At 72.5% G+C, this 18,511-nt stretch carries 15 protein-coding genes; all 15 read right to left on the bottom strand.

Annotated elements, in window-relative coordinates; translation table 11 throughout:
• Window positions 1–55: 55 nt before the first annotated feature.
• Window positions 56–1,276, bottom strand: a complete 1,221-nt coding sequence (locus OXG55_15990) for a helicase-related protein (protein ID MCY4104737.1) — start codon at window positions 1,274–1,276, stop codon at window positions 56–58.
• Window positions 1,276–3,258, bottom strand: coding sequence for an SNF2-related protein (locus OXG55_15985; GenBank protein MCY4104736.1), 1,983 nt, complete (start codon window positions 3,256–3,258; stop codon window positions 1,276–1,278). The genes OXG55_15990 and OXG55_15985 overlap by 1 nt, the downstream gene beginning before the upstream one ends.
• Before the next feature lie 119 nt (window positions 3,259–3,377).
• Window positions 3,378–6,461, bottom strand: coding sequence for a DUF1156 domain-containing protein (locus OXG55_15980; GenBank protein MCY4104735.1), 3,084 nt, complete (start codon window positions 6,459–6,461; stop codon window positions 3,378–3,380).
• A gap of 3 nt (window positions 6,462–6,464) precedes the next feature.
• Window positions 6,465–6,890, bottom strand: coding sequence for a hypothetical protein (locus OXG55_15975; protein MCY4104734.1), 426 nt, complete (start codon window positions 6,888–6,890; stop codon window positions 6,465–6,467).
• 25 nt (window positions 6,891–6,915) lie between these two features.
• Complete coding sequence (locus tag OXG55_15970; GenBank protein ID MCY4104733.1) at window positions 6,916–8,235, bottom strand: hypothetical protein; 1,320 nt, start codon at window positions 8,233–8,235, stop codon at window positions 6,916–6,918.
• Complete coding sequence (locus OXG55_15965; protein MCY4104732.1) at window positions 8,181–10,217, bottom strand: DUF499 domain-containing protein; 2,037 nt, start codon at window positions 10,215–10,217, stop codon at window positions 8,181–8,183. The genes OXG55_15970 and OXG55_15965 overlap by 55 nt, the downstream gene beginning before the upstream one ends.
• Window positions 10,218–10,324: 107 nt before the next feature.
• Entirely contained in the window at window positions 10,325–11,710 is a 1,386-nt protein-coding gene (locus tag OXG55_15960) for a hypothetical protein (GenBank protein MCY4104731.1), read from the bottom strand.
• 218 nt (window positions 11,711–11,928) lie between these two features.
• Window positions 11,929–12,972 (bottom strand): nicotinate-nucleotide--dimethylbenzimidazole phosphoribosyltransferase, encoded by a 1,044-nt coding sequence (gene cobT / locus OXG55_15955; GenBank protein ID MCY4104730.1) that lies wholly within the window; start codon window positions 12,970–12,972, stop codon window positions 11,929–11,931.
• Window positions 12,969–13,901, bottom strand: coding sequence for an adenosylcobinamide-phosphate synthase CbiB (gene cbiB, locus OXG55_15950; GenBank protein ID MCY4104729.1), 933 nt, complete (start codon window positions 13,899–13,901; stop codon window positions 12,969–12,971). Before cbiB ends, cobT begins: the two co-directional genes overlap by 4 nt.
• A 115-nt stretch (window positions 13,902–14,016) precedes the next feature.
• On the bottom strand, window positions 14,017–14,715 hold the full coding sequence (locus tag OXG55_15945) for an adenosylcobinamide-GDP ribazoletransferase (GenBank protein MCY4104728.1): 699 nt from the start codon (window positions 14,713–14,715) through the stop codon (window positions 14,017–14,019).
• Window positions 14,709–15,230, bottom strand: a complete 522-nt coding sequence (locus tag OXG55_15940; GenBank protein MCY4104727.1) for a bifunctional adenosylcobinamide kinase/adenosylcobinamide-phosphate guanylyltransferase — start codon at window positions 15,228–15,230, stop codon at window positions 14,709–14,711. Before OXG55_15940 ends, OXG55_15945 begins: the two co-directional genes overlap by 7 nt.
• A complete protein-coding gene (locus OXG55_15935) occupies window positions 15,227–15,913 on the bottom strand; it encodes an adenosylcobinamide amidohydrolase (protein ID MCY4104726.1) in 687 nt (228 codons plus the stop codon). Before OXG55_15935 ends, OXG55_15940 begins: the two co-directional genes overlap by 4 nt.
• Window positions 15,914–16,025: 112 nt before the next feature.
• Complete coding sequence (gene cobO, locus OXG55_15930) at window positions 16,026–16,601, bottom strand: cob(I)yrinic acid a,c-diamide adenosyltransferase (protein ID MCY4104725.1); 576 nt, start codon at window positions 16,599–16,601, stop codon at window positions 16,026–16,028.
• A complete protein-coding gene (locus OXG55_15925; protein MCY4104724.1) occupies window positions 16,598–17,419 on the bottom strand; it encodes an ABC transporter ATP-binding protein in 822 nt (273 codons plus the stop codon). Before OXG55_15925 ends, cobO begins: the two co-directional genes overlap by 4 nt.
• The gene (locus OXG55_15920; GenBank protein MCY4104723.1) at window positions 17,416–18,495 is read right to left on the bottom strand and encodes an iron ABC transporter permease; all 1,080 of its coding nucleotides are present in this window, start codon (window positions 18,493–18,495) and stop codon (window positions 17,416–17,418) included. The genes OXG55_15925 and OXG55_15920 overlap by 4 nt, the downstream gene beginning before the upstream one ends.
• Window positions 18,496–18,511 lie beyond the last annotated feature (16 nt).

Genomic DNA, 18,511 nt, shown 5'->3' with positions numbered 1-18,511 from the left:
GAGGATCAGCAGGGGTGGGGGGCGGTCTCTTGGAGCAGGCGCTCCAAGAGACCACCTACCGCGGCGAGTACGACGCCGGATCCGCCGGGTGGGGGGCGATCTCTTGGAGCAGGCGCTCCAAGAGGGGGCTGCCCCAGGTGAGTAGTTGGAGGCCGGTGATGTCCTGGTAGGCGCGGGGGTCGAAGGTGACGGCGTGGGTCCGGCCGTCCACGGTCAAGAGCCAGGCGTCGTCCACGTCGGGGTGCGGCTCGAAGCGGTGCTGCAGTACGTCGCTGCCGCGCAGAGTGCCGCCGAGTTGATCCAGGGTCATTTCCGGTTGGAGGCCGGTGTCGTGGCGGGGGACGGCGTCGAGGTCGTGTAGCCCCACGGGGGCGCCGCGGAGCCCGTCGATGATGCCCCCGAGTTCGGCGGCGGCCTCGCTGACTGCTGCCTCGGTGGCGGCGAGGTCGGCGCAGCGGCGCATTGCGGCGCGCTGGATGACCGACTCGGCAGCGGCCAGCACCGGCTGCGCGTTGCCGACGACGTGGCTGAACCAGTCGTGGCTTTCTCGGATGCGGCGGTAGATGTCGTCCTCCACGGTGCCCTCGTAGAAGAGGTTGGTGACGTACACGTCGGGGCGCCCGCCGATGCGGTCCACCCTGCCGATGCGCTGCTCGACGCGCATGAAGTTCCAGGGCAGGTCGAAGTTGATGAGCCTGTCGCAGGTCTGCAGGTTGAGGCCCTCGGACATCGAGTCGGTGCCGATGAGGATGCGAACCTCCTCGCCGGCCCGGAACAGCTCCTTCACCTGCTCCTTGTCGAGGGGTTGCCAGGTGCCGGCGTCGTCGTTCCAGCGTTCGCCCCGCCCGCCGAAATAGCAGATCAGTTGGCGGCCGAAGGTGGCGAGCAGACGCTCACGCAGGTAGTCCAGCGTGTCGAAGTACTGGGTACACACGATGAGCGTGCGATGCCCGCCGTTGAGGCTTTCGGCGATGAGCTGTCGCAGGCGCTCCATCTTCGGCTCGTCGGGCGGCAGGTCGTCGAGGGCGGAGATGAAGTCGTCCAGCTCGGCGATCTCCGCCCGCAGCGCCGCGCCTCCGCCGGGTGCGCCGTCGGGTGCGCCGTCGTCGGCGGCCGGCAGGTCGTCGAGGGCCTGTTGTCCTTCCAGGGTGTGCCGGTCGTCGGTGTCCAGCAGGGCCGCAGCCCCCCGCCCGCCGGCGAGGGCGTCCCGGCGGCGTTGCAGCGAGCAGCGCACGGCCCGGAAGCTGGAGGTGAGGCGGCGGCGGTAGACGGTCATTATGAACCCCAGCGGCGCCGAGGCCCCCCGGCTGCCAGGTAGGCGTCGTAGTGGCGTCCGATGTAGTCGTCGATGCGGTCGTAGAGGGGCCGGGCCTCCCCGAGGCTCAGGAACTCGTCGTGTACGTGGCGGTCGGGGATGACCGTGGCGGCGTCCAGCAGGCCGTTCCGCCGGTAGGCCTTCAGCGTCGCGCGGGTGGTGCGGAACACCCGGCGGCGCACCGGGGTGTTGGCCCGCAGCCACTCGTCCCACAGCGGGCGCTGCTCGGTGGGGATGGCGGCCCGCTCCGAGCGCAGCAGGCCGAAGCGGGCGAAGCTCTCCAGGCGACCGGCGGAGGCCCAGTCGAGCCGCTGCTTGATCTCGCCCCAGGCGTCGCTGTTGATCCCCCCGGCGGCCACCTGGGCGCTCAGCATCTCCTTCAGGTAGCTCCAGTCCCTAGAGGTGAACGGGTCCTGCAGCTCCCTGAAGTAGCGGTCCAGGGCGTGCGGCCCGTCGCTCCAGCCCGGCGGCAGCCCGCAGAGCTCCAGCAGGTCCCACAGGTCGGCGCTGCCGGACTGCAGCGGGGTGGCCGTGGCCAGCAGCAGCGCCTGGCACATGTCGCCGCGCACCAGTGCCTGTAGCAGCGCCAGCAGGTTGTTGGGGCTGCCGCCGGTGGCGGTGCCGCGGCGGCGGGCGTGGTGGGCCTCGTCGCAGAACACCAGGTCCCAGCCCGGCCCCCCCAGCAGGTTGGCGCGCTCGCCGGCGCGCCGCGCCAGGTGCGAGGAGGCCAGCAGCACCGGTGCGGCCCGCCAGCGGTCCGCGCCGCCGCCCACCGGCTCGCTGGCGCCGTCGGGGTGGTGCAAGCGGCGGCCGTCGAGGTACGGCACCCGGAGCAGGAACTTCTCGGCCAGCTCCTCCTGCCACTGCGTCAGCAGCGAGGCCGGCACCAGCAGCAGGGCGGTTCGGATGCGCCCCGACAGCAGCAGCTCGCGCAGCACCAGGCCGGTTTCGATGGTCTTGCCGAGCCCCACCTCGTCGGCCAGCAGGTACGAGCGGGGCCAGTCGTCGGTGATGCGCCGGGCGATGGCGAGTTGGTGCGGCCACGGCTGAAGCCCCGCCGAGGCCAGGCCCACGCCGGTGCGGGTACCGGGCGCGGCCCGGACAGCCTCGGCCAGTGCCCGGTCGCCCGGCGACGGTTCGGGAGCGGGCGGCGGCTCCAGCGGGTCGCGGGCTGCCGGCGTGTAGTCGTCGTCGGGAAGCAGGTCCAGCAGCCGGGCCTGCGCGGCCTCGGGCAGCGGCACGCTGCGCCAGCCGCTGGCGTCGTTGCCACCCAGACGGTCGCCGCGCCAGAGCCGCTCGAAGTCGTCCGCGTGCGGCTGGCCGTAGTCGTGCCAGGTCGAAGGCTTCCACGAGCAGTACACCGTGAAGCGCTCGAAGTTGCCCTGCCAGCCCGAGGCGGACTCGTTGATGCTGCCGCCGAAGGCCACGCGGTCGCCGGCCGCGTCGGTCAGCACGCCCCACTTGGGGTGGAAGTAGCGCTGCGCCTCGTGCGAGGCGGCAGGCAGCAGGTTGCCGCGGCGGTCGCACGGAAGCCCCACTCGGATCGACAGCCGGCCCCGCCGCACCAGCCAGGCGATCACCTCCAAGCGGTGCCGGGCCACGATGTCCTCGGCAGGGGCGCCGCCGAGATCGTCGCCGGCCAGCAGGCAGCGCTCCAGGGTCTCCTCGAGGCTGCCCTGACCCTGCAGCGCCGCGCAGTCGGCAGGGCTCAGCCGGGTGCCCACCAGCAGGCGCACCGTGCCGTCGTTGGCGATGAAGCGGGCCAGTCCCGCCGCCGCGGTGGCGAACGCCGAAGACATGAAGTAGCCCGCCACCCGGTCGTAGCGCACCGCCCGGCGCAGCACCGGCACGTAGAACCGCCCCAGCGGGTCGCCGGTGGAGTCGTAGCCGGTGTCGAGGTGCAGGCCCCGGAAACCGTCGCCGCTCAGACCTTCTGGGCTCACCGGCAACTCAGGAACCGGGCCGCGGGTGTACGACGCGCCGGTGGGCCGGACCGAACCGGCGGAACTGACTCGCCGCGAGTCCGGCTTCATGGGTGCCGCCGGCCCCCCGACGGCCTACGTCAGGGTGTCGAGACATATTCGAACACGGTCTGCTTCTCCACCAGTTCGGTGACATCGTCCGAGGGCACCTCGATGTTGGGGAAGTAGGCGCTCACCAGTCGGTCCAGCAGTTCGGCCTCGGGGATGTTCCAGCCGCCGCGGGTGCGCGAGCGGGGGACCGCTCGGACGAGGGCCTGCAGGCACGTCTCGAAGCGGTGGTCGCCGCCGAGGCCGCGGCTTTCGAGCCAGCGCTTGGCGGCGCCCGGGCCGTCCTCGGAGGTGATCCAGAGCGCGGTGTGTACCGCGTCGAGCAGCACGCCGAACGACGCGGCCTCAGGTTCCACCCCGCCAGGTGCCCCCGCTCGCCGTCGCAGCCTCCGCCGCGGCTCCAGCAGTTCCACGGTGCCCTTGCTGGCGGCCAGCACCCGGTGGCGTTCCAACTCGCGGATCTCCAGGCCGCCGGTGGCCAGCGCCAACCGGCGGGCCTCGTCGAAGGGGAACTTGCGGGCGCCGAAGGTGCTCCAGGCGATGACGGCGAAATCGGTCATCGGGTCGAAGTCGATCTCGCGCCCCGCCAGCGCGCCCCGCAGGCGGCGGGTCACCTCGGCGCGGGCCACGTCCAGGGCCTCCTCGGGCCGCAGCAGCCGGGAGGCGCCGTCTGCGTCGGCCTCAGCGGCATATACGGGCCAGTGCTTCGACAGCTCCGACAGGGCCGGGCCGTAGGTGCTCAACAGCAGGTCCACGCCGCTGAGGCCCGCGGCGTAGGAGCGCTCGAGGGCAGCCGCCGCGGCAGCGCGGATGTCGGGCTCGATGTCGTCGAGGTACACCCGGTCGCCGCTTGCCCGCGCCGGGCGGGGGCGGCAGGCCAGGAAGATGGTCGATTTGACGGCGTTCTGGCGGGCGATGTGCAGCGACTGCTCGCTCTCGGTGTGTACCGGCCACGAGGCACCGATGCTGAAGCCCGCCTGCAGTAGGGCGGCGCCCAGGCTGTCCCAGGCCTCGGCGCGCTTGTGGGTGAACATCACGACCATGGCCCCGTCGGGCCGCAGCACTCGGCGGCACTCGCTGAAGATGGCCGCCATCTTGTTGGTGTAGTCGGTGTCGGCGAGACCCTTGGCGCGGCGGCCCGTGGCGGCGAAGCGGGCCACGTTGGCTACGGCCTCGTCGTGCTTGTTCGTGAACTCGGCAGCGAACAGCTCCGGCCATAGCCGGCCCAGGGTCCGTTTCTCCCACACGTAGAAGAAGTCGGAGAGTTCGGCGTACATCACGTTGTCGTAGTAGGGAGGATCAATGCACACCAGCGCCACGCTGCGGTCGGCCAGGTGCGCCAGGTTGCCCGCATTGGCGCAGGTGACGCTGACGGTCGCTGCGGCGGTCGACGGCACTCGTGCGGGTGAAGGGCCGCCCGGAAGGCCGTCGGGGCCGCCCTCCCTCGCTGGCCCGGCGTCGGGTTCGCCGGTCAGGGTCGGCCGGAACTCGGTGTCGCCTGCGGGGGCGGCGTCTGCCGCTGCGGCCGGGCGGCGGGAGTCGCCGGTCAGGGTTTGCCGCGGTTCGCTGTCGCCGCCGAGCAGCCGGGCGATCTCGCCGTAGGCGTCGAGGAGCTGCTTGAACGTCCAGGCGAACAGCTCGGTGCCCGCCTCGAACTCGGCGAAGGTGTTCTTGAAGGCATAGTTGTGGCTGTCGAACACCGAGCGGATTTTGTCCCGAGAAGCATCCCAACTCGCGAGTCGGGAGTCCCAGTTCAGTGCCTTTGCTTGCATCATGGCCAGCAGGGCGAGCACGGCGTCGGCCCGGTCCCGGTCGGCGATAACGGCCCGCACCTCGGGGATCAGCCGGCGGTACTCCTCGGTGAAGCTGCCGTGTACCAAGAGTTGCCGCGGCGTGAACATGTCCCGCCACCGCGGCATGCCGTAGTTGTGCGGCTCGCGGGTCTTGTTGCCGTCGGGGATGCGCTCGTTCGGCAGCACGTCGTCGCGTTCCCAGGTCGGGAGCAGGCGCTGCAGTTCCGCCTCGGCGGCGGCCAGTGCCTCGAGGTCCACCTCGGTGGGCGCCCGGAAGCCGCGGCCCTTCGGTGTGCGTATCGCCACGGCGTACAGCACCTCGCCCATCCGCCCCGCCTGCGCCTCGGCCTTGATGTAGCCGGAGTCGATGGCGAGGCCGTCCCACGGCGACACCCCCTTGCCGCGGTTCCAGGTGGCCTCGCCCTTGGGGTCGAAGTCGATGTCGCCGCCCGCGGTGATCTCGAACTCGGGCCCCTCCAACTCCCGCCCGTCTCGCCAGGTGACCAGCCGCACCGCCACGGGCGCCTTGTCGCGCCGCAACGACCAGTCACCCACGAGCGGCACCAACGTCCCCGTGCGAGGACATACAACCGTCCGGGCGAAGATGTAGGTGGCGGCTTTCTCGCCGTCCAGCGAGGGGAAGAACCGCTCAAGGCGTTGTCGTAGCCTCCTCACGATCAGTTCTCCCCAATGGCGCAGGTCGGGCAGCAACTCGGGGCCGAAGCGGTCGGGGAGTTCCACTCCGGCGCGGACCACGGCAGCGGCCACAGGGTTGAGGTCGTTTGCTGTCGTTGGCAGCCGTGAGCGTGTTGCCGAAAACGGGATGGAGCCACCGCCGGCAGTTGGGTCAAGCACCGCTGGCAGGACGCCCCAGGTGACGCTCAAGACCTCGTGAACCAGCCTCAGATGATCGACTTCGGGGTTGTTCTTGTACGCCTGCTTGTAGGTGTAGGGATTCGGAATCCGACGACCGGACGCCTTGGCCGCGCGCATCAGGCGATCTGCAGTTACTGGGTCGCCGAGGATGCCGCATAGTTCCAGGAACCACTTGCGGTAGGCCTCCTCGGTGGCCAGTTCGGCTCGGCCCGGGAATCGTCGGGCTAACTCGGTACTCCAGGCGGGCAGCAGGCCGGCCAGCACCGCGCCCGTGCTGGCCACCAGCGGGCGCCGTGCCCACCAGACGTGAAGGAAGTAGAGCGGCGGTAGTGCGCTGGCCGCGGCGCGCTCCCGCACCGACTCGATTCCCAGCTCGGCCACCGGCAGCCACTCCTCGATCAGCAGCCGCCTCGCCTCGCCGGGAATCCCTTGGTCCTCAGAACTCATCGGTCAGTCCTCGGCCAGCAGCAGCCGCAGGGCTCGCAGTGCTCGGGGGCCGCTGGGGCCGACGCAGCGGGCGTACCAGTAGAAGGCCTCCTCGGCGGCCATGGCGCCGAGTCCTGCGGCGATGGCGGTGCGCCGGTCGGCTCGGCGCACCGGTTCCAGGGCGGCCACCGCCAGGGCGAGTCGCACGCCGGGCTCGGCGGTGAGGTTGAACGGCCGCCGCCGGCGCGGCCCCACGGCGGCGGCCCCGTAACCGTCGGCACACACCGCGGCCAGCACGTCGCCCCGGTAGCGGACCGCCCGTACCGCGGGCACGTCCACCACCGGTATGGCCCGCCCGCCGGTGGTCTCGCGCACCTCGAAGCCCCAGTCGTCGCCGCCGCCGCTCGGCCGCAGCTCGAAGCGCCGCTCCGCGCTGCTCGGCACCGCCATCAGGCCCCTCCGGTCCGTGGCGGCACTATTCGGCGGCTTTCGGAGTCGGCCCGGGGGTCACGGCGGCGGCGTCGCTTCGGGCCAGGCGGGCGGCGATCAGCACGCGGCCGGGGTTGTTGGACTCCAGCGCGCTGCGGAGCTGCTGCCAGTCGGCCGAGCCGACGGTCATCCCCGCAGGCGGCGTGAGGCCGAGTTCGAGGCTTCCGCTCACGTCGCTGCCCGCCGCGGCGGCGGCCAGCATGACCTTCTCGACTTGCTGGTAGTCGCCGGCCGACCCCCGCAGTTCGGCCCGCAGGCCGCCGTCGAGGCCGCCGAAGGTGACTGAGATGCGCAGGCTCACCTCGCACTCGAAGCGGGGAAGCTGCGGGATGCAGTACCCGAGCTGTCGCAGATCCCTCGGCCCCTCGCCCCTGTCCGCAATGGCGGTCACCGTCAGCGAGGCCAGGGCGCCGCCACCGTGGTCGGCTATGCGGTCGGTCACTTGCTGCAGGGCCGTCCCCACGCTGCCGTCGCCCTCCGCGGTCGGCGTATCGGGCGCCGGCCCCGGCGAGATGCCCGCTTCGGAGGCCGCGGCCGCCGTCAGCGCCACGAGGTCGGCCAAGCGCCGCCGGCGGACCTCTTCGGGCAGCAGGGGCTTCGAGCCTCCGCCGGGGGGCCCTTCCACCACGACGAATCGCCCGCCGGCGGCCGCCTCGGCGGCCAACGCGGCCAGCAGTTCCTCCTCGGCGGGGGCCGGGGCGCCGGTGCCCGCAACGGCGTTCAGCAGGGCGGTGCCGTCGAGGCGACCCTGCGCCGAGTCGAGGGCGGCGGCCACGTGCGCCGCCGAGGTGGGCTTGCGCCCGAGGCCCAGAGCCTCGGCCCGCTCGAGGCTGTAGAGCCAGGCGTCGCCGGCGATGCGGACCGAAGCTGGCGGCTCCTCCGCGGTGTGGGTCTGGCGGCGCTGGGCGTCGTGGTAGACCCAGGTGCCGTTGCGCACCCCTGCGGTGATGGCGTCGTTCAGGGCCGTGGGGTTGATGGGGATGGGTTGGGTGTGGTCGCGCCACGGCGTCTCGGCCAGGGCGGCGGTTGTGATCTCCTCGCTGCGGTTGAAACCCGACGTGGCGGCCAGCCGGTCGGTGGGCGGCGCTGTGTCGGTGACCTTGCCGTGGGTCTTCAGAGCGTCGAGCACCACACCGGTCTGCAGACCCTTGACTTGGCCCTGGTCGCGCGGCGGCAGCTCGAAATGTCTGAGATCGTCGCCTCGGGGGTTCCGGGCCGGCCACCAGAGGTGGCGGTAGGCCCGGCAGACGGCTACCCGGGTGTCAAGCTTGGCGCTGCCGGCGAGCTTCCGGAGAGCGTCGACCACCGAGCGGTCGAAGCTCCCCAACCGCTCGGAGTCGTTGAGTATGCGGAATGCGGCAAGCTCGAAGCGCAGCAACTCCCGCATCCGTTCGGTGGCGTCCCCGTCGGCCAGCAGGGCGACCAGCGAGTTGCGGAATGTGCGATTTGCCTCGGTTGCGCCCGCGAAGCGGAAGATGTCCAAAACGCGGGGGGGGGGGGCGTGGGCGCGCTCGTATAGGTCACATCGACGTGGGAGAACACCGCGAGGCGAAGCGCGGCCTCGTCGGTCACGTCCGCGGGCGAAACGGGGGCGTGGACCACCTGAACGGGGCCATCGTTGCGGAAAATATCGCGGATCCGGCGATCCAGTTCCTCGGTCACGTCGCTGTTGCGCACGTTGGCCACCTCGGCGGCAATGATGCGGTTGGCGTTGGGTGCGATCTGCAGCCGCCAGCGCGCCCCGTCGGAGGTGAGGTGCCAGGCCCTCTGCGCGGTGGCGGCCAGCGCCTCGTCGACGGCGTCGGGGTCCTCGCCGGGGCGCAGCGTGCCCGCGTACACGTCGGGCAGCGACGCGCCCGGCGTGGGCTCGCCTGCCACGCTGTGCAGGAACACGGTGCGGCAGGCCCGGGTGGCCCGGCGGTCCTGCGGCCAGCGCTCGTTGTCCAGCGCGGCGGCGTGGCTCGAGGGCGAGGCGAAGTCGGCTGTAGCCGGGCCGTCGAGCGCCTCGCGCCCCACCGAGGAGGTGACCGAGGCGCGCACGGCCGCTGCCTCCAGCGGCAGGTCGCCCAGGTTGAGGATCGCCAGTTCGCTGGCACCGCCACCGCCCCAGAGGTGCTGCACCGACTCGGCCAGCATCTTGAGGGCGCCGCGGGCGCGCTGGAAGCCCGGCAGCGGGCCGATGCGCTTGTCGAGGCAGTCGATCAGCGCCGGATGGAACGGGTAGGCGGCTTCGAGCCGCTGCGCGTAGCCGGCCGGGTCGTCGGTGGCGCCGCCTGCGGTGACGCCGCGGGCGGCTAGGTCGGCGTAGAGGTCGCGGTAGGCGCGGGCCGCCTCCGCCGCTGCAGAGCCGTCTACCTCCTCGAACAGCCGCCGCCGCAGGATGTGGCCTATCTCGTGGTCCTCGGCGGGCCGCCCCACCGCCCCCATGGGCCGGGCCATGACGTCGGCGGCCTCGGTGTGAAGCGTCCGCGCCGCCACGTCTGCCAGCGCCCGCTCCACGTCGGCGGTCTCCTTGCCGAACGCGGCCGTACCGGTGGCGAGCGTGAAGACGATGCGCACCGCCGGCGCAGCCGTGGCCGCCTCGAACAGCACCTTCAGGGCGTCGATGGTGGCGCCGGCCAGGCTGCGCACTGCCGCATCGCCCGATGAGCCGAGGCGGCGCAGGTACTGGGCCAACTCGTCGATGATGATGAGCGTGGGCGTCTCGGCGAAGATGTCGAGCCACACCTGCTTGCCGCAGCCGGTGCGGGCCTCGTCACAGGCGGCCATGCGGGCCCAGGCCTCGGGGCCGAGCTGGCGGGCGATCTCGCCCCACAGGGTCCAAGTCACGAGGCCGTCGGGGTCGCCAGCGCCGCTCACCCCCGCGATCGGGTCGAGGTGGTCACCCACCACCGCCGCGGCCTGACACGCCTGCGGCAGCAGGCCGGGATCCACGAATTCGGCCAGGTTCGCCGGCCGGGCGCCGGAGGCCAGGTGCCACAGGGCGATGAGACCGTGCGTTTTGCCGCCGCCGAAGCTGGTCTCGTAGCGGTAGACGGCATGCTCGGCGCTCGGCGCGACGCCCGGACGGCCCGAAAGCCGGGCGAACGTGCCGGCCAGCAGATCGCGCAGCCCCCGCGTCGGGAACGTCAACTCGAAGAAGCGCTCGGCATCGGCATACGTCTCGTAGCCCGCCGCCCCGTGCACGACCTGATCGAGTTGCGCGGCGAAATGCTTGTCCACCAGCCCGCCTGCCAGAACATCGGCTCGCGGCGTGCACGTTGCCCGTATCGATGCCAACTCGCTCATGCTCTCCGCACTACTCCCTGATCCAGGACGGACGTTGCCAACCCCGAGGTCGAATCGGCGCGAACTCTACACCTCGACTACGGACGCCTGACCGAGCTGCCGCTGGGCTACTGGTAGACGATGATGTCCGGCCGGGGGTCGAGCACTTGGATCTGCTCGGGGGTCAGGACCGGCGTGTCGTACCGGAGGAACACCTTGATGGCCGGCCGCTCCGAAGGCTCGGGTACCGCGAACAGGTCGTAGTGCTGCAACTTGATGCCGATCCCCCCGAATCCGTCCATGTCGATCGACAGGTCGACCTCGAAGACGTCCACGATGTCGGCACGGTCGGTCACCATCCAGGGCGTGAACTGGTGCACCATGAGGATCTTCGGTGGGATGCCCTCGGTGGCCACGATGCTTGCCAGATAGCGCTGGACCTCGTTGATCTCGGCGCCGGTGACCCCGCCGATCGCCAGCCCCGGCCGGCGCTCCAAGCGCTTGGTGGCGAACTCGGGGTCGATGGCCACGTGCACGAACGGCTCCCGCAGGAACGGCTCCAGCTTCCTCACCTCGGTGAGCGGGTCACTCCAGCCGATCTGCTCGTCGAGAAACACGTGCATGCCGCGCTCGCGGGCCAACTCCACGTACTCGGAGATGAGTTCGGGAGGCATCCGGGAGATCCAGGTGCCGTCGGGGGTGGGATGGGCCTGGGCCACGCCGGTGATCAGGTGGAACGCGGGGATCACCTCGCGGTCGCCGTTCAACCGGTCGTAGTCGGCCGCGAACTCGGCTGCCTGATCGGCCACCTGCTCGGGGCTGCCGCGGCCCAGGATCCCCATCGGCGGGGTATTGGGGTACCCGTACAAGGTGACGAGCTGGGCACGCTCCAGCACCGAGTTGTACGTCGGCACCAGAGCGTTCACCGGCGACGACGACAGCCAGCGGTCCGCCTCGGCGGCGGCGGGCAGGAAGCGGCGCCGCGGCAGCAGGCGCGGGCCCCAGGTGCCGTCCCCCGTCGAGCGCAGTTGCACGGCCACCTCGACGGCCCCGCCGGCCAGGTGCCGCGCCGCGACCCGCAGCACGACGTCGTCGATCCGCAGCGGCGCGGTCACCAGCCACCGCCCGGCCACCGCCTGGGCGGGCAGGAAGCGGCGCCGCGGCAGCAGGCGCTCCCCGCAGGCGCCGCCCGGCGAACTCGGCTGCACGGCCACCTCGATCCGCCCGTCGGCGAGGCGCTGCGCCGTCACGCAACCCTCGAACGCGCCGGCCGGCGCCGGGGGCGGGACCTCCTCCGGAACCTGCTCCTCGGTGTCCTCCGGGATCTCTCCGGCGGCGTCTTCGGGGGTGTCTTCGGGGGTGTCTTCGGGGGTGTCTTCGGGGGTGTCCTCGGGGGTGTCCTCCGGGATCTCCGTGGCGTCGTCCAGAAGCCCCTCCGGTCCCCCGGTCTGCGCCGCTGCCTGGCCCCATCCCGCGACCACCACGACCATCAGCAGCGCGGCCCCGACGGCCACGTACCGTCCCCAAGGACTCCTCCGCGAATCCCGGCGATGCCGCGGGGCCCGTTGGGGAGGCCGGTTCACGGGACCGCAGCCTATGCAACCGCAACGGGACTGAAGTGGAACCACTCCACGAGCTACGAATAGTAATAGCACCTATTGAAAGATTGAATTAGTGCATGGCCAGCAGATCGGCGGGGCGCGGGCCCGCGGCGATCTGAGGCACGTCCGGTCTACGCCGCGGGTCCCTCGGTGGGCAGTTCCGCCATCTGCCCCAGAGCTGCTGCGGCCGCCCTCACCAGCGGGAAGGCGAGGCAGGCGCCCGTTCCCTCGCCGAGGCGGAGATCGAGGTCCAGGAGCGGCCGCAGCCCCAGATGTTCCAGGGCTATGGCCGCCGCGGGCTCGGCGGAGAGATGCCCGGCGATGGCATGGCGTGCCGTGCCGGGGCTCAGCAGGTCGGCCGCGCAGAGCGCCGAGCAGGCGATGGCGCCGTCGACGATGAAGGGTGTGCGACGCCCGGTAGCGGTGATATAGAAGCCGGCGAGGGCGGCGATCTCCAGTCCGCCGAGGCGGGCGAGCAATTCCAGCGGGTCGGCACACCCCTCGGTCTGCCGCATGGCGGCGGCGATCAGTCGCTGCTTGTGCTCCCGGCCGAGAGCCGGGATGCCGGCACCCGAGCCCATGACGTCCTCGGCGGCTCGCCCGCAGGCGACGCCGATGAGCGCAGCGGCGGCTGTCGTGTTGCCGATTCCCATGTCTCCCCCGATGAGGCAGTCGGCGCCGGATTCGACGAGTTCGCCGGCGATACGACTTCCCACCTCCACAGCGGCAGCGGCCTCGGTGACGGTCATGGCCGGGCCGCGGGCGATGCTGGCGGTGCCGGGGCGTACCCGCTCGTGGCGCACGTTCACCAGATGCTCCAGAGGAGACGCCACACCGACGTCCACCACGGTGAGCGACGCCCCGACGGTGCCGGCGAGCACGCAGATCGCGGCGCCGCCTGCGCTCATGGTCTCCACCATCGCCGCGGTGACCGCTGACGGCCAGGCGCTCGCCCCGTCCGCGACGACGCCGTGGTCACCGGCGAATACCGCCACGGCCGGGGCCGACGGCACCGGTGGGGGGCAGCGGCCGGCCACCCCTGCGAGATGGACGGCCAGATCCTCCAGGCGTCCGAGTGCGCCGGGCGGCTCCGCCCGGGTGGCCCAACGCCGGCGAGCCGCCTCCATGGCCCCGGCGTCCAGCGGTGGCACCGCGGGAAACAGAGCGGCGCTCACGGGCCGAGTCTCCCCGCACTCGGTGCTCGCCGGCCGGCACCCAGCAGCCAGGCGAGCCCCAGCACGGCCAGCAGCACTCGCTCGACGCGGTCGGCGATGTCGACGGCACGGGGCACGTCGGCGGGAGTGGGGCGTGGACCGGTCCCCAGCGGGGCGCGGTTCTCGAGGATCGGGCCGTAACGCAGCGGACCGCCGAGTTCCCGGCCGAGGGCACCGGCCACGGCCGCCTCGGCGACCCCCGCGTTCGGCGACGGGTGGGCCGGAGCGTCACGGCGCACCGCGGCGAGGACCTCCCGCGCTCGCTCGGGGACGACGGCGGCGACCAGCGCGGCGAAGATCCTGGCCGGCACGTAGTTGGCGAGGTCGTCGAGGCGGGCGGCCGCCCAGCCGAACCTGCGGTAGTGCTCGTTGCGGTGGCCGACCATGGCGTCCATCGTGTTGATCGCCCGGTAGGCGAGGACGCCGGGCGCACCGGACACAACCGCCCAGAAGGCGGGAGCGACCACGGCGTCGACGCTGTTCTCGGCCACTGACTCGATGACGGCGGCCGCCACGCCCGAGGTGCCCAGATCGCCGGGATTCCGCCCGACGAGCGCCGGGAGTTCCGCTCTGGCTCGCTCGAGATCCCCCCGCGCGGCGGCCTCGCCGACTCCGGCCGCGACACGTCGGAGTTCCCGTCCGGCAACGCTGAACGCCACGGCTGTTGTCACCGAGCGCAGCAGTCGGCCCGCCAGGATGCCCACCGCGACGCCCACGGCGGCGTATGCGATCCCGCGCCGCCGGCTGTCTGCCCAGATCCGCTCCTCGAGCCATTCCATGAGGTGCCCGAACCACGCCACCGGGTGCGCCTCGGCGGGCGGCTCCCCGGCGAGGCGGTCCAGTAGCAGGCCGGCCGCAACCGCCCCGCAGCGCCCGGCGAGCGCGCTCACGGGCGCAACCCCCAACCGCACCGGCTTCCCGGTGCTGGGCTCGAGGGGAGCCCGGGCTTGCCGGCGAGCGCGCGGCCACGAGGGTCGGCTCGGTCGCAGTCACCTGGCCGGCGGTTCACGGCGCGGCCACGAGGGTCAGCAATGCGGCCGTCTCGCTCAGCATGATCACCGCGCCGAGGATGTCTCCGGTGAATCCGCCGAGTCGCCGCTTGGCGAGGACGGCGATCCCGATGCAGGTCATGACGGCGGAGCCCGCCGCGATCGGACCGAGCGGGCCACTCACGAAGTAGAGCCCCACCGCCGCGGGCGCCGGCCACGCAAGCAACCAGCGCCCGGAACCGGCGCAGAACGCCTCGGCCAGCCCGCCGGGCCTGGCGTAGCCGACGAAGGCCGGCACTGTCGCGGCGAGGACGCGGCTCGTCGCCCAGACGCACACGAACGCCAGGAACTCGATCTCCCCCTCCGCGAGCAGCGCCCAGCGGGCCACGAGCACGACGCTGCCCGCAGCGAGGGCGAAGGCGCCGATCCCGGGCTCGGTCATCAACTCCAGGCGTCGGGCCCGGTCCACCTGCGCCCCCAGCCCGTCGGCCGAGTCGGCCAGGCCGTCCAGGTGCAGCGCTCCCGTCAGCAGCAGGTCCGCGGCCAGGACGACGGCAGCGGCAACGAGCGGCGGCCACAGCAGGTGGGCCCCCCAGTGGACGCCCCCGACGGCTGCCCCGATCCCGCCACCTACGACGGCGAACCACCGGAACGTGTGCCGACTCGGCGGAATCGGCCGCCCGAAGATCGTCAGGAACGACAGCGCGCTCAGCACGACCCGCCCTGCGGTGACGGCAACTCCAAGGCCCGACCGGCCACGACCAGCAGCACCGTGTCGGCGACTGCAGCGATCCGCTGGTTGAGTGCCCCGACGGCTTCCACGTAGCGCCGCCCCGCTTCGCTCGGCGGGTGCACGGCGAGGCCCACCTCCTCGGAGACCAGCACGGTCGGGGCATCTCGCTGCGCGACGGCTGCCAGCAGGTCGGCGGTCTCCTCTGCCACGTCGAAGCCTGGCTTCAGGGCGATCCAGGTGCCGAGCGAGTCCACCAGCGCCACGCCGTCGAGCCGCCGAAGATGGCCCGCCAGGTCGGCCGCAGCGGCGCACTCCACCGTCACCCAGTCGGCCGGGCGGCGCGTCCGGTGGGCGGCGATTCGTGCCAGATGGTCGGCGTCTCCAGGGTCCGGCACGGCGGTGGCCACGTACGTGACGGCGCCACCGAGGGATCCGGCGAGCTCCTCGGCCACGAGTGACTTGCCGGAGCTGGCTCCACCGAGCACCAGCGCGATCATGTCGCGAGTCCCTCTCGCACCGCCGCATGCACGCAGCGCGCGATTCGTTCTCCCCAAGGCGAGCGAGGGCCGGCGAAGTGCTCGGAGTGTCCTGTCGAGGACGGCCACGCCACCACGACCGCGTCGGTGGCGGTACCGGTGCCGTCGACGCCCGCCTCGACCAGCGCCTGGGTCTTGGCCTCCGTTGCCGTGATCACGGCGTTCACGGCCGCGCCCCCGGCCAGCGACACCGGGACCTGGATGACGAGATTGATAGTCCCGGGCGTCGGCGGGACGGCGGGCCCCGGGCCCGGCCGCGACCCCTCAGGAATCAGAACTTCGGCGGATCCGTTGCCGGCCTCAGGAGCCGCGGCCCAGGTGGGGTGGCTGACGCCGACGGTGGCGTGCACGGTGACGCCGCCGGCAGCGCTGCGAGCGGGTCGGTTCACGCTTGCGGCGGTGAAGAGCGCCACGCCCCGGCCCGGGAGGTCGAGCCCGGTGGCGACCTCGGCGGCGTGGCCGGCCAGGTCGGTGCGCCCGTAGCCCGAGTCCACGCCCACGTTGATCACCCAGCCGGGCCGGCTCGATCCGCCCCCCACAGCTGCAGAGGAGATCGCGCCGACGGTCGCCGGCCAGCGCCAGACCAGCACGCCACGCGGCGCCGCGTCCGCCACGCGCAGGACCGGCTCGACCGGCACTGTCATGGGTGCCCGCCGGCACTGTTGGCCGGTGCCGCAGTCGGGGAGTGTCGGGGGCCGCCGCGGCGGCCGGATCCGGCCGCCGCCGTGGCCGTGCCGCTCCCTGTGCCCGCCGCGCTCAGTAGTCGATCCCCTTCTTGGCCCGGATGCCGCCGTCGAAGGCGTGCTTCACGCTCACCATCTCGGTGACCGTGTCGGCTGCCTCGACGACCTCCGCCGCCATGTCGCGGCCGGTCAGGATCACGCTGACCTGCTCGGGGCGCCCGGCCAATGCCGCCGCCACCTCGTCTGCGGCGATCCATCCCCAGGTCATGGCGTAGCTGATCTCGTCCAGTACCACCAGCCGGTGGGTGCCGGCCGCCACCAGCCCTGCTGAGAACTCCCAAGCCGCCACCGCCTTCGCCTTGGTCTCGTCGAGGTCCTCGGAGTCCCAGGTGAAGCCGTCACCGGCCGAGTACCACTCCACGCCCAGGCCGCGGCAGGTCTTCTCCTCGCCGGTGTTCCAGTCGCCGCTCTTGAGGAACTGCACCACCGCCACCGGCCAACCCTGGGCGAGGGCCCGCAGGATCGTGCCGAACGCGGCCGTGGACTTGCCCTTGCCGTCGCCGGTGTTGACCAGCACCAGCGAGGGCGCCGAGCGCAGTTGGCGCTGCTCGTAGGGGCGGTCGGTAAGGGGGGCTTCGTCGCTGGTCACGGGAGGTGCTCCTGTCGCGTGCGGGGTGCAGGTAAGACGACGATCTCACCGGCCACGGTGTGGACGCTGAGCGGCGTGGCGTAGACATCGGAGAGTCTGCCCGGTACAAGCACGCTCTGGGGCGGGCCGTCGGCGACGATGCGGCCCCGGTCGATCAGGGCCAGCCGGTCGGCGAAGCGGGCGGCCGTGCCGAGGTCGTGCATGGCGGCGACGACCGAGATCCCGTCGTTGCATCGCAGGTCGTCGATCAACTCCAGCACGGCGTCCCGGTGGCCCAAGTCCAGGGCGCTGGTGGGTTCGTCCAGCAGCAGGATCGGGGCCTGCTGGGTGAGCGCTCGGGCGAGGACGACCCGCTGGGTCTCCCCGCCGGATAGGTGCGTCACGGGGCGGTCGGCGAACTGCTGCAGGTCGAGGCGCTCCAGCACCGACGCCACGATGCGGCGATCACGGCGCGACTCGACCGCCAGCCAGCCCAGATGAGGGCTGCGCCCCAGCAGGGCGTACTCGGCCACTGACATGCCCTCGGGCAGGATCGGGATCTGCGGCACGAGGGCCACGTCGGTCCCTTCGGGCCGCCGGCCGCAGTCCAGCGCCACGGTGCCGTCGTGGGTCACCAGCCCGGCGATGGCCCGCAGCAGTGTGGACTTTCCGGCGCCGTTGGGGCCGATCAGGCCGAGCCACTCCCCGGCTGCCAGGTGCAGGTCCACGCCGCGCAGCGCCTCGGTCTCGCCGAACGTCACGCGCACGCCGCGGCAGGTGAGGGCGTGGGCGCCGGCCGGCTCGGTCGCTATGGTCGAGGCCGCTGCCGCCGAGGTCATGCCGCCACTTTCCGGACGCCGCGCCACAGCACCAGGGCGAAGAACGGGGCGCCCACGAACGCGGTGATCACACCGACCGGCAACTCGGCGGGGGCGGTCAGCGTGCGGGCGCCAGTGTCCACGAGCGCCAGGAAGGCCGCCCCCCCGAGCGCCGAGAGCGGCACGATCACCCGGTAGCTGTGGCTCACCAGCAGCCGGACGATATGCGGCACGACGAGGCCGACGAAGGCGATGAGGCCGCTGACCGACACCGCCGCAGCCGTCAGCAGCGACGCCGAGGCGATCACCACGAGTCGCGCCCTGCCGGGGTTCAGGCCCAGCGAGCGCGCTTCATCGTCGCCGACCCGAAGCACGTCGAGGTGCCGGCGGTGCAGCAGCACGATCATCCCGCAGACCACCACGTAGGGCAGCAGGATCCAAACCTGTCTCCAGCCGCTCGTGCTGAGTTGGCCGAACAGCCACGACAGCACCTCGCGGGTGCGCGTCTCGCTGAGCCGGCCGATGGCGTAGGTCTGCGCCGCCGAGAAGAACGCCGCCATGGCGATGCCCCCGAGCAGCAGGGTGGCCGGTGAGCGCCAGGCGCCCCGGGCGATGGCCGCCGAAGCCGTCACCGCGACCAGGGCTCCCAGGAACGCCGCCGCCGGCAGGGCATCGAATGGCCCCCAGCCCACGTCGAGGCCGAAACCCAGCGCTAGGACCGCCCCGAACCCGGCGCCTGCCGAGACGCCCAGCAGGTACGGATCCGCCAGCGGGTTGCGGAACACCCCCTGGTAGGCGGCTCCTGCCATGGCCAGCGAGCCGCCCACGAGCATGCCCAGCACCAGCCGGGGCAGGCGAATCTGGAACAGGATGCCCTCCTGGCGGCTGCTGAGTGGTGAGTCCACGTCGACGAGCGGCAAGCGGTCCACGAGGCTGGCCAGCACGTCGCCGAACGCCAGACCTGCCGCACCGGTCGTGGCGCTGAGTAGCGCCACCGCCGCTAGGGCCACCAGCGTGCCCGCGGCGGCCAGCGGGGGCAGCCGGAAGGCGCGCCCGGTGGCCCGCTCGGCGCTGTCCGGCGCGGGCGGTCTGGCCATTGTGCCTGCGGCTCCG

This window comes from bacterium, assembly GCA_026708055.1.
Classification (GTDB): Bacteria; Actinomycetota; Acidimicrobiia; order Acidimicrobiales; family CATQHL01; genus VXNF01.
The sequence above is the reverse complement of the archived record's forward strand: the minus strand, read 5'-3'. Positions and strand labels throughout refer to the sequence as shown.

Excerpts from the sequence above, each read along its gene's own strand:
- OXG55_15990 (MCY4104737.1), bottom strand. The coding sequence starts at position 1,276 with ATGACCGTCTACCGCCGCCGCCTCACCTCCAGCTTCCGGGCCGTGCGC.
- OXG55_15980 (MCY4104735.1), bottom strand. The coding sequence starts at position 6,461 with ATGAGTTCTGAGGACCAAGGGATTCCCGGCGAGGCGAGGCGGCTGCTG.
- OXG55_15975 (MCY4104734.1), bottom strand. The coding sequence starts at position 6,890 with ATGGCGGTGCCGAGCAGCGCGGAGCGGCGCTTCGAGCTGCGGCCGAGC.
- OXG55_15965 (MCY4104732.1), bottom strand. The coding sequence starts at position 10,217 with ATGAGCGAGTTGGCATCGATACGGGCAACGTGCACGCCGCGAGCCGAT.
- OXG55_15940 (MCY4104727.1), bottom strand. The coding sequence starts at position 15,230 with ATGATCGCGCTGGTGCTCGGTGGAGCCAGCTCCGGCAAGTCACTCGTG.
- OXG55_15935 (MCY4104726.1), bottom strand. The coding sequence starts at position 15,913 with ATGACAGTGCCGGTCGAGCCGGTCCTGCGCGTGGCGGACGCGGCGCCG.
- OXG55_15925 (MCY4104724.1), bottom strand. The coding sequence starts at position 17,419 with ATGACCTCGGCGGCAGCGGCCTCGACCATAGCGACCGAGCCGGCCGGC.
- OXG55_15920 (MCY4104723.1), bottom strand. The coding sequence starts at position 18,495 with ATGGCCAGACCGCCCGCGCCGGACAGCGCCGAGCGGGCCACCGGGCGC.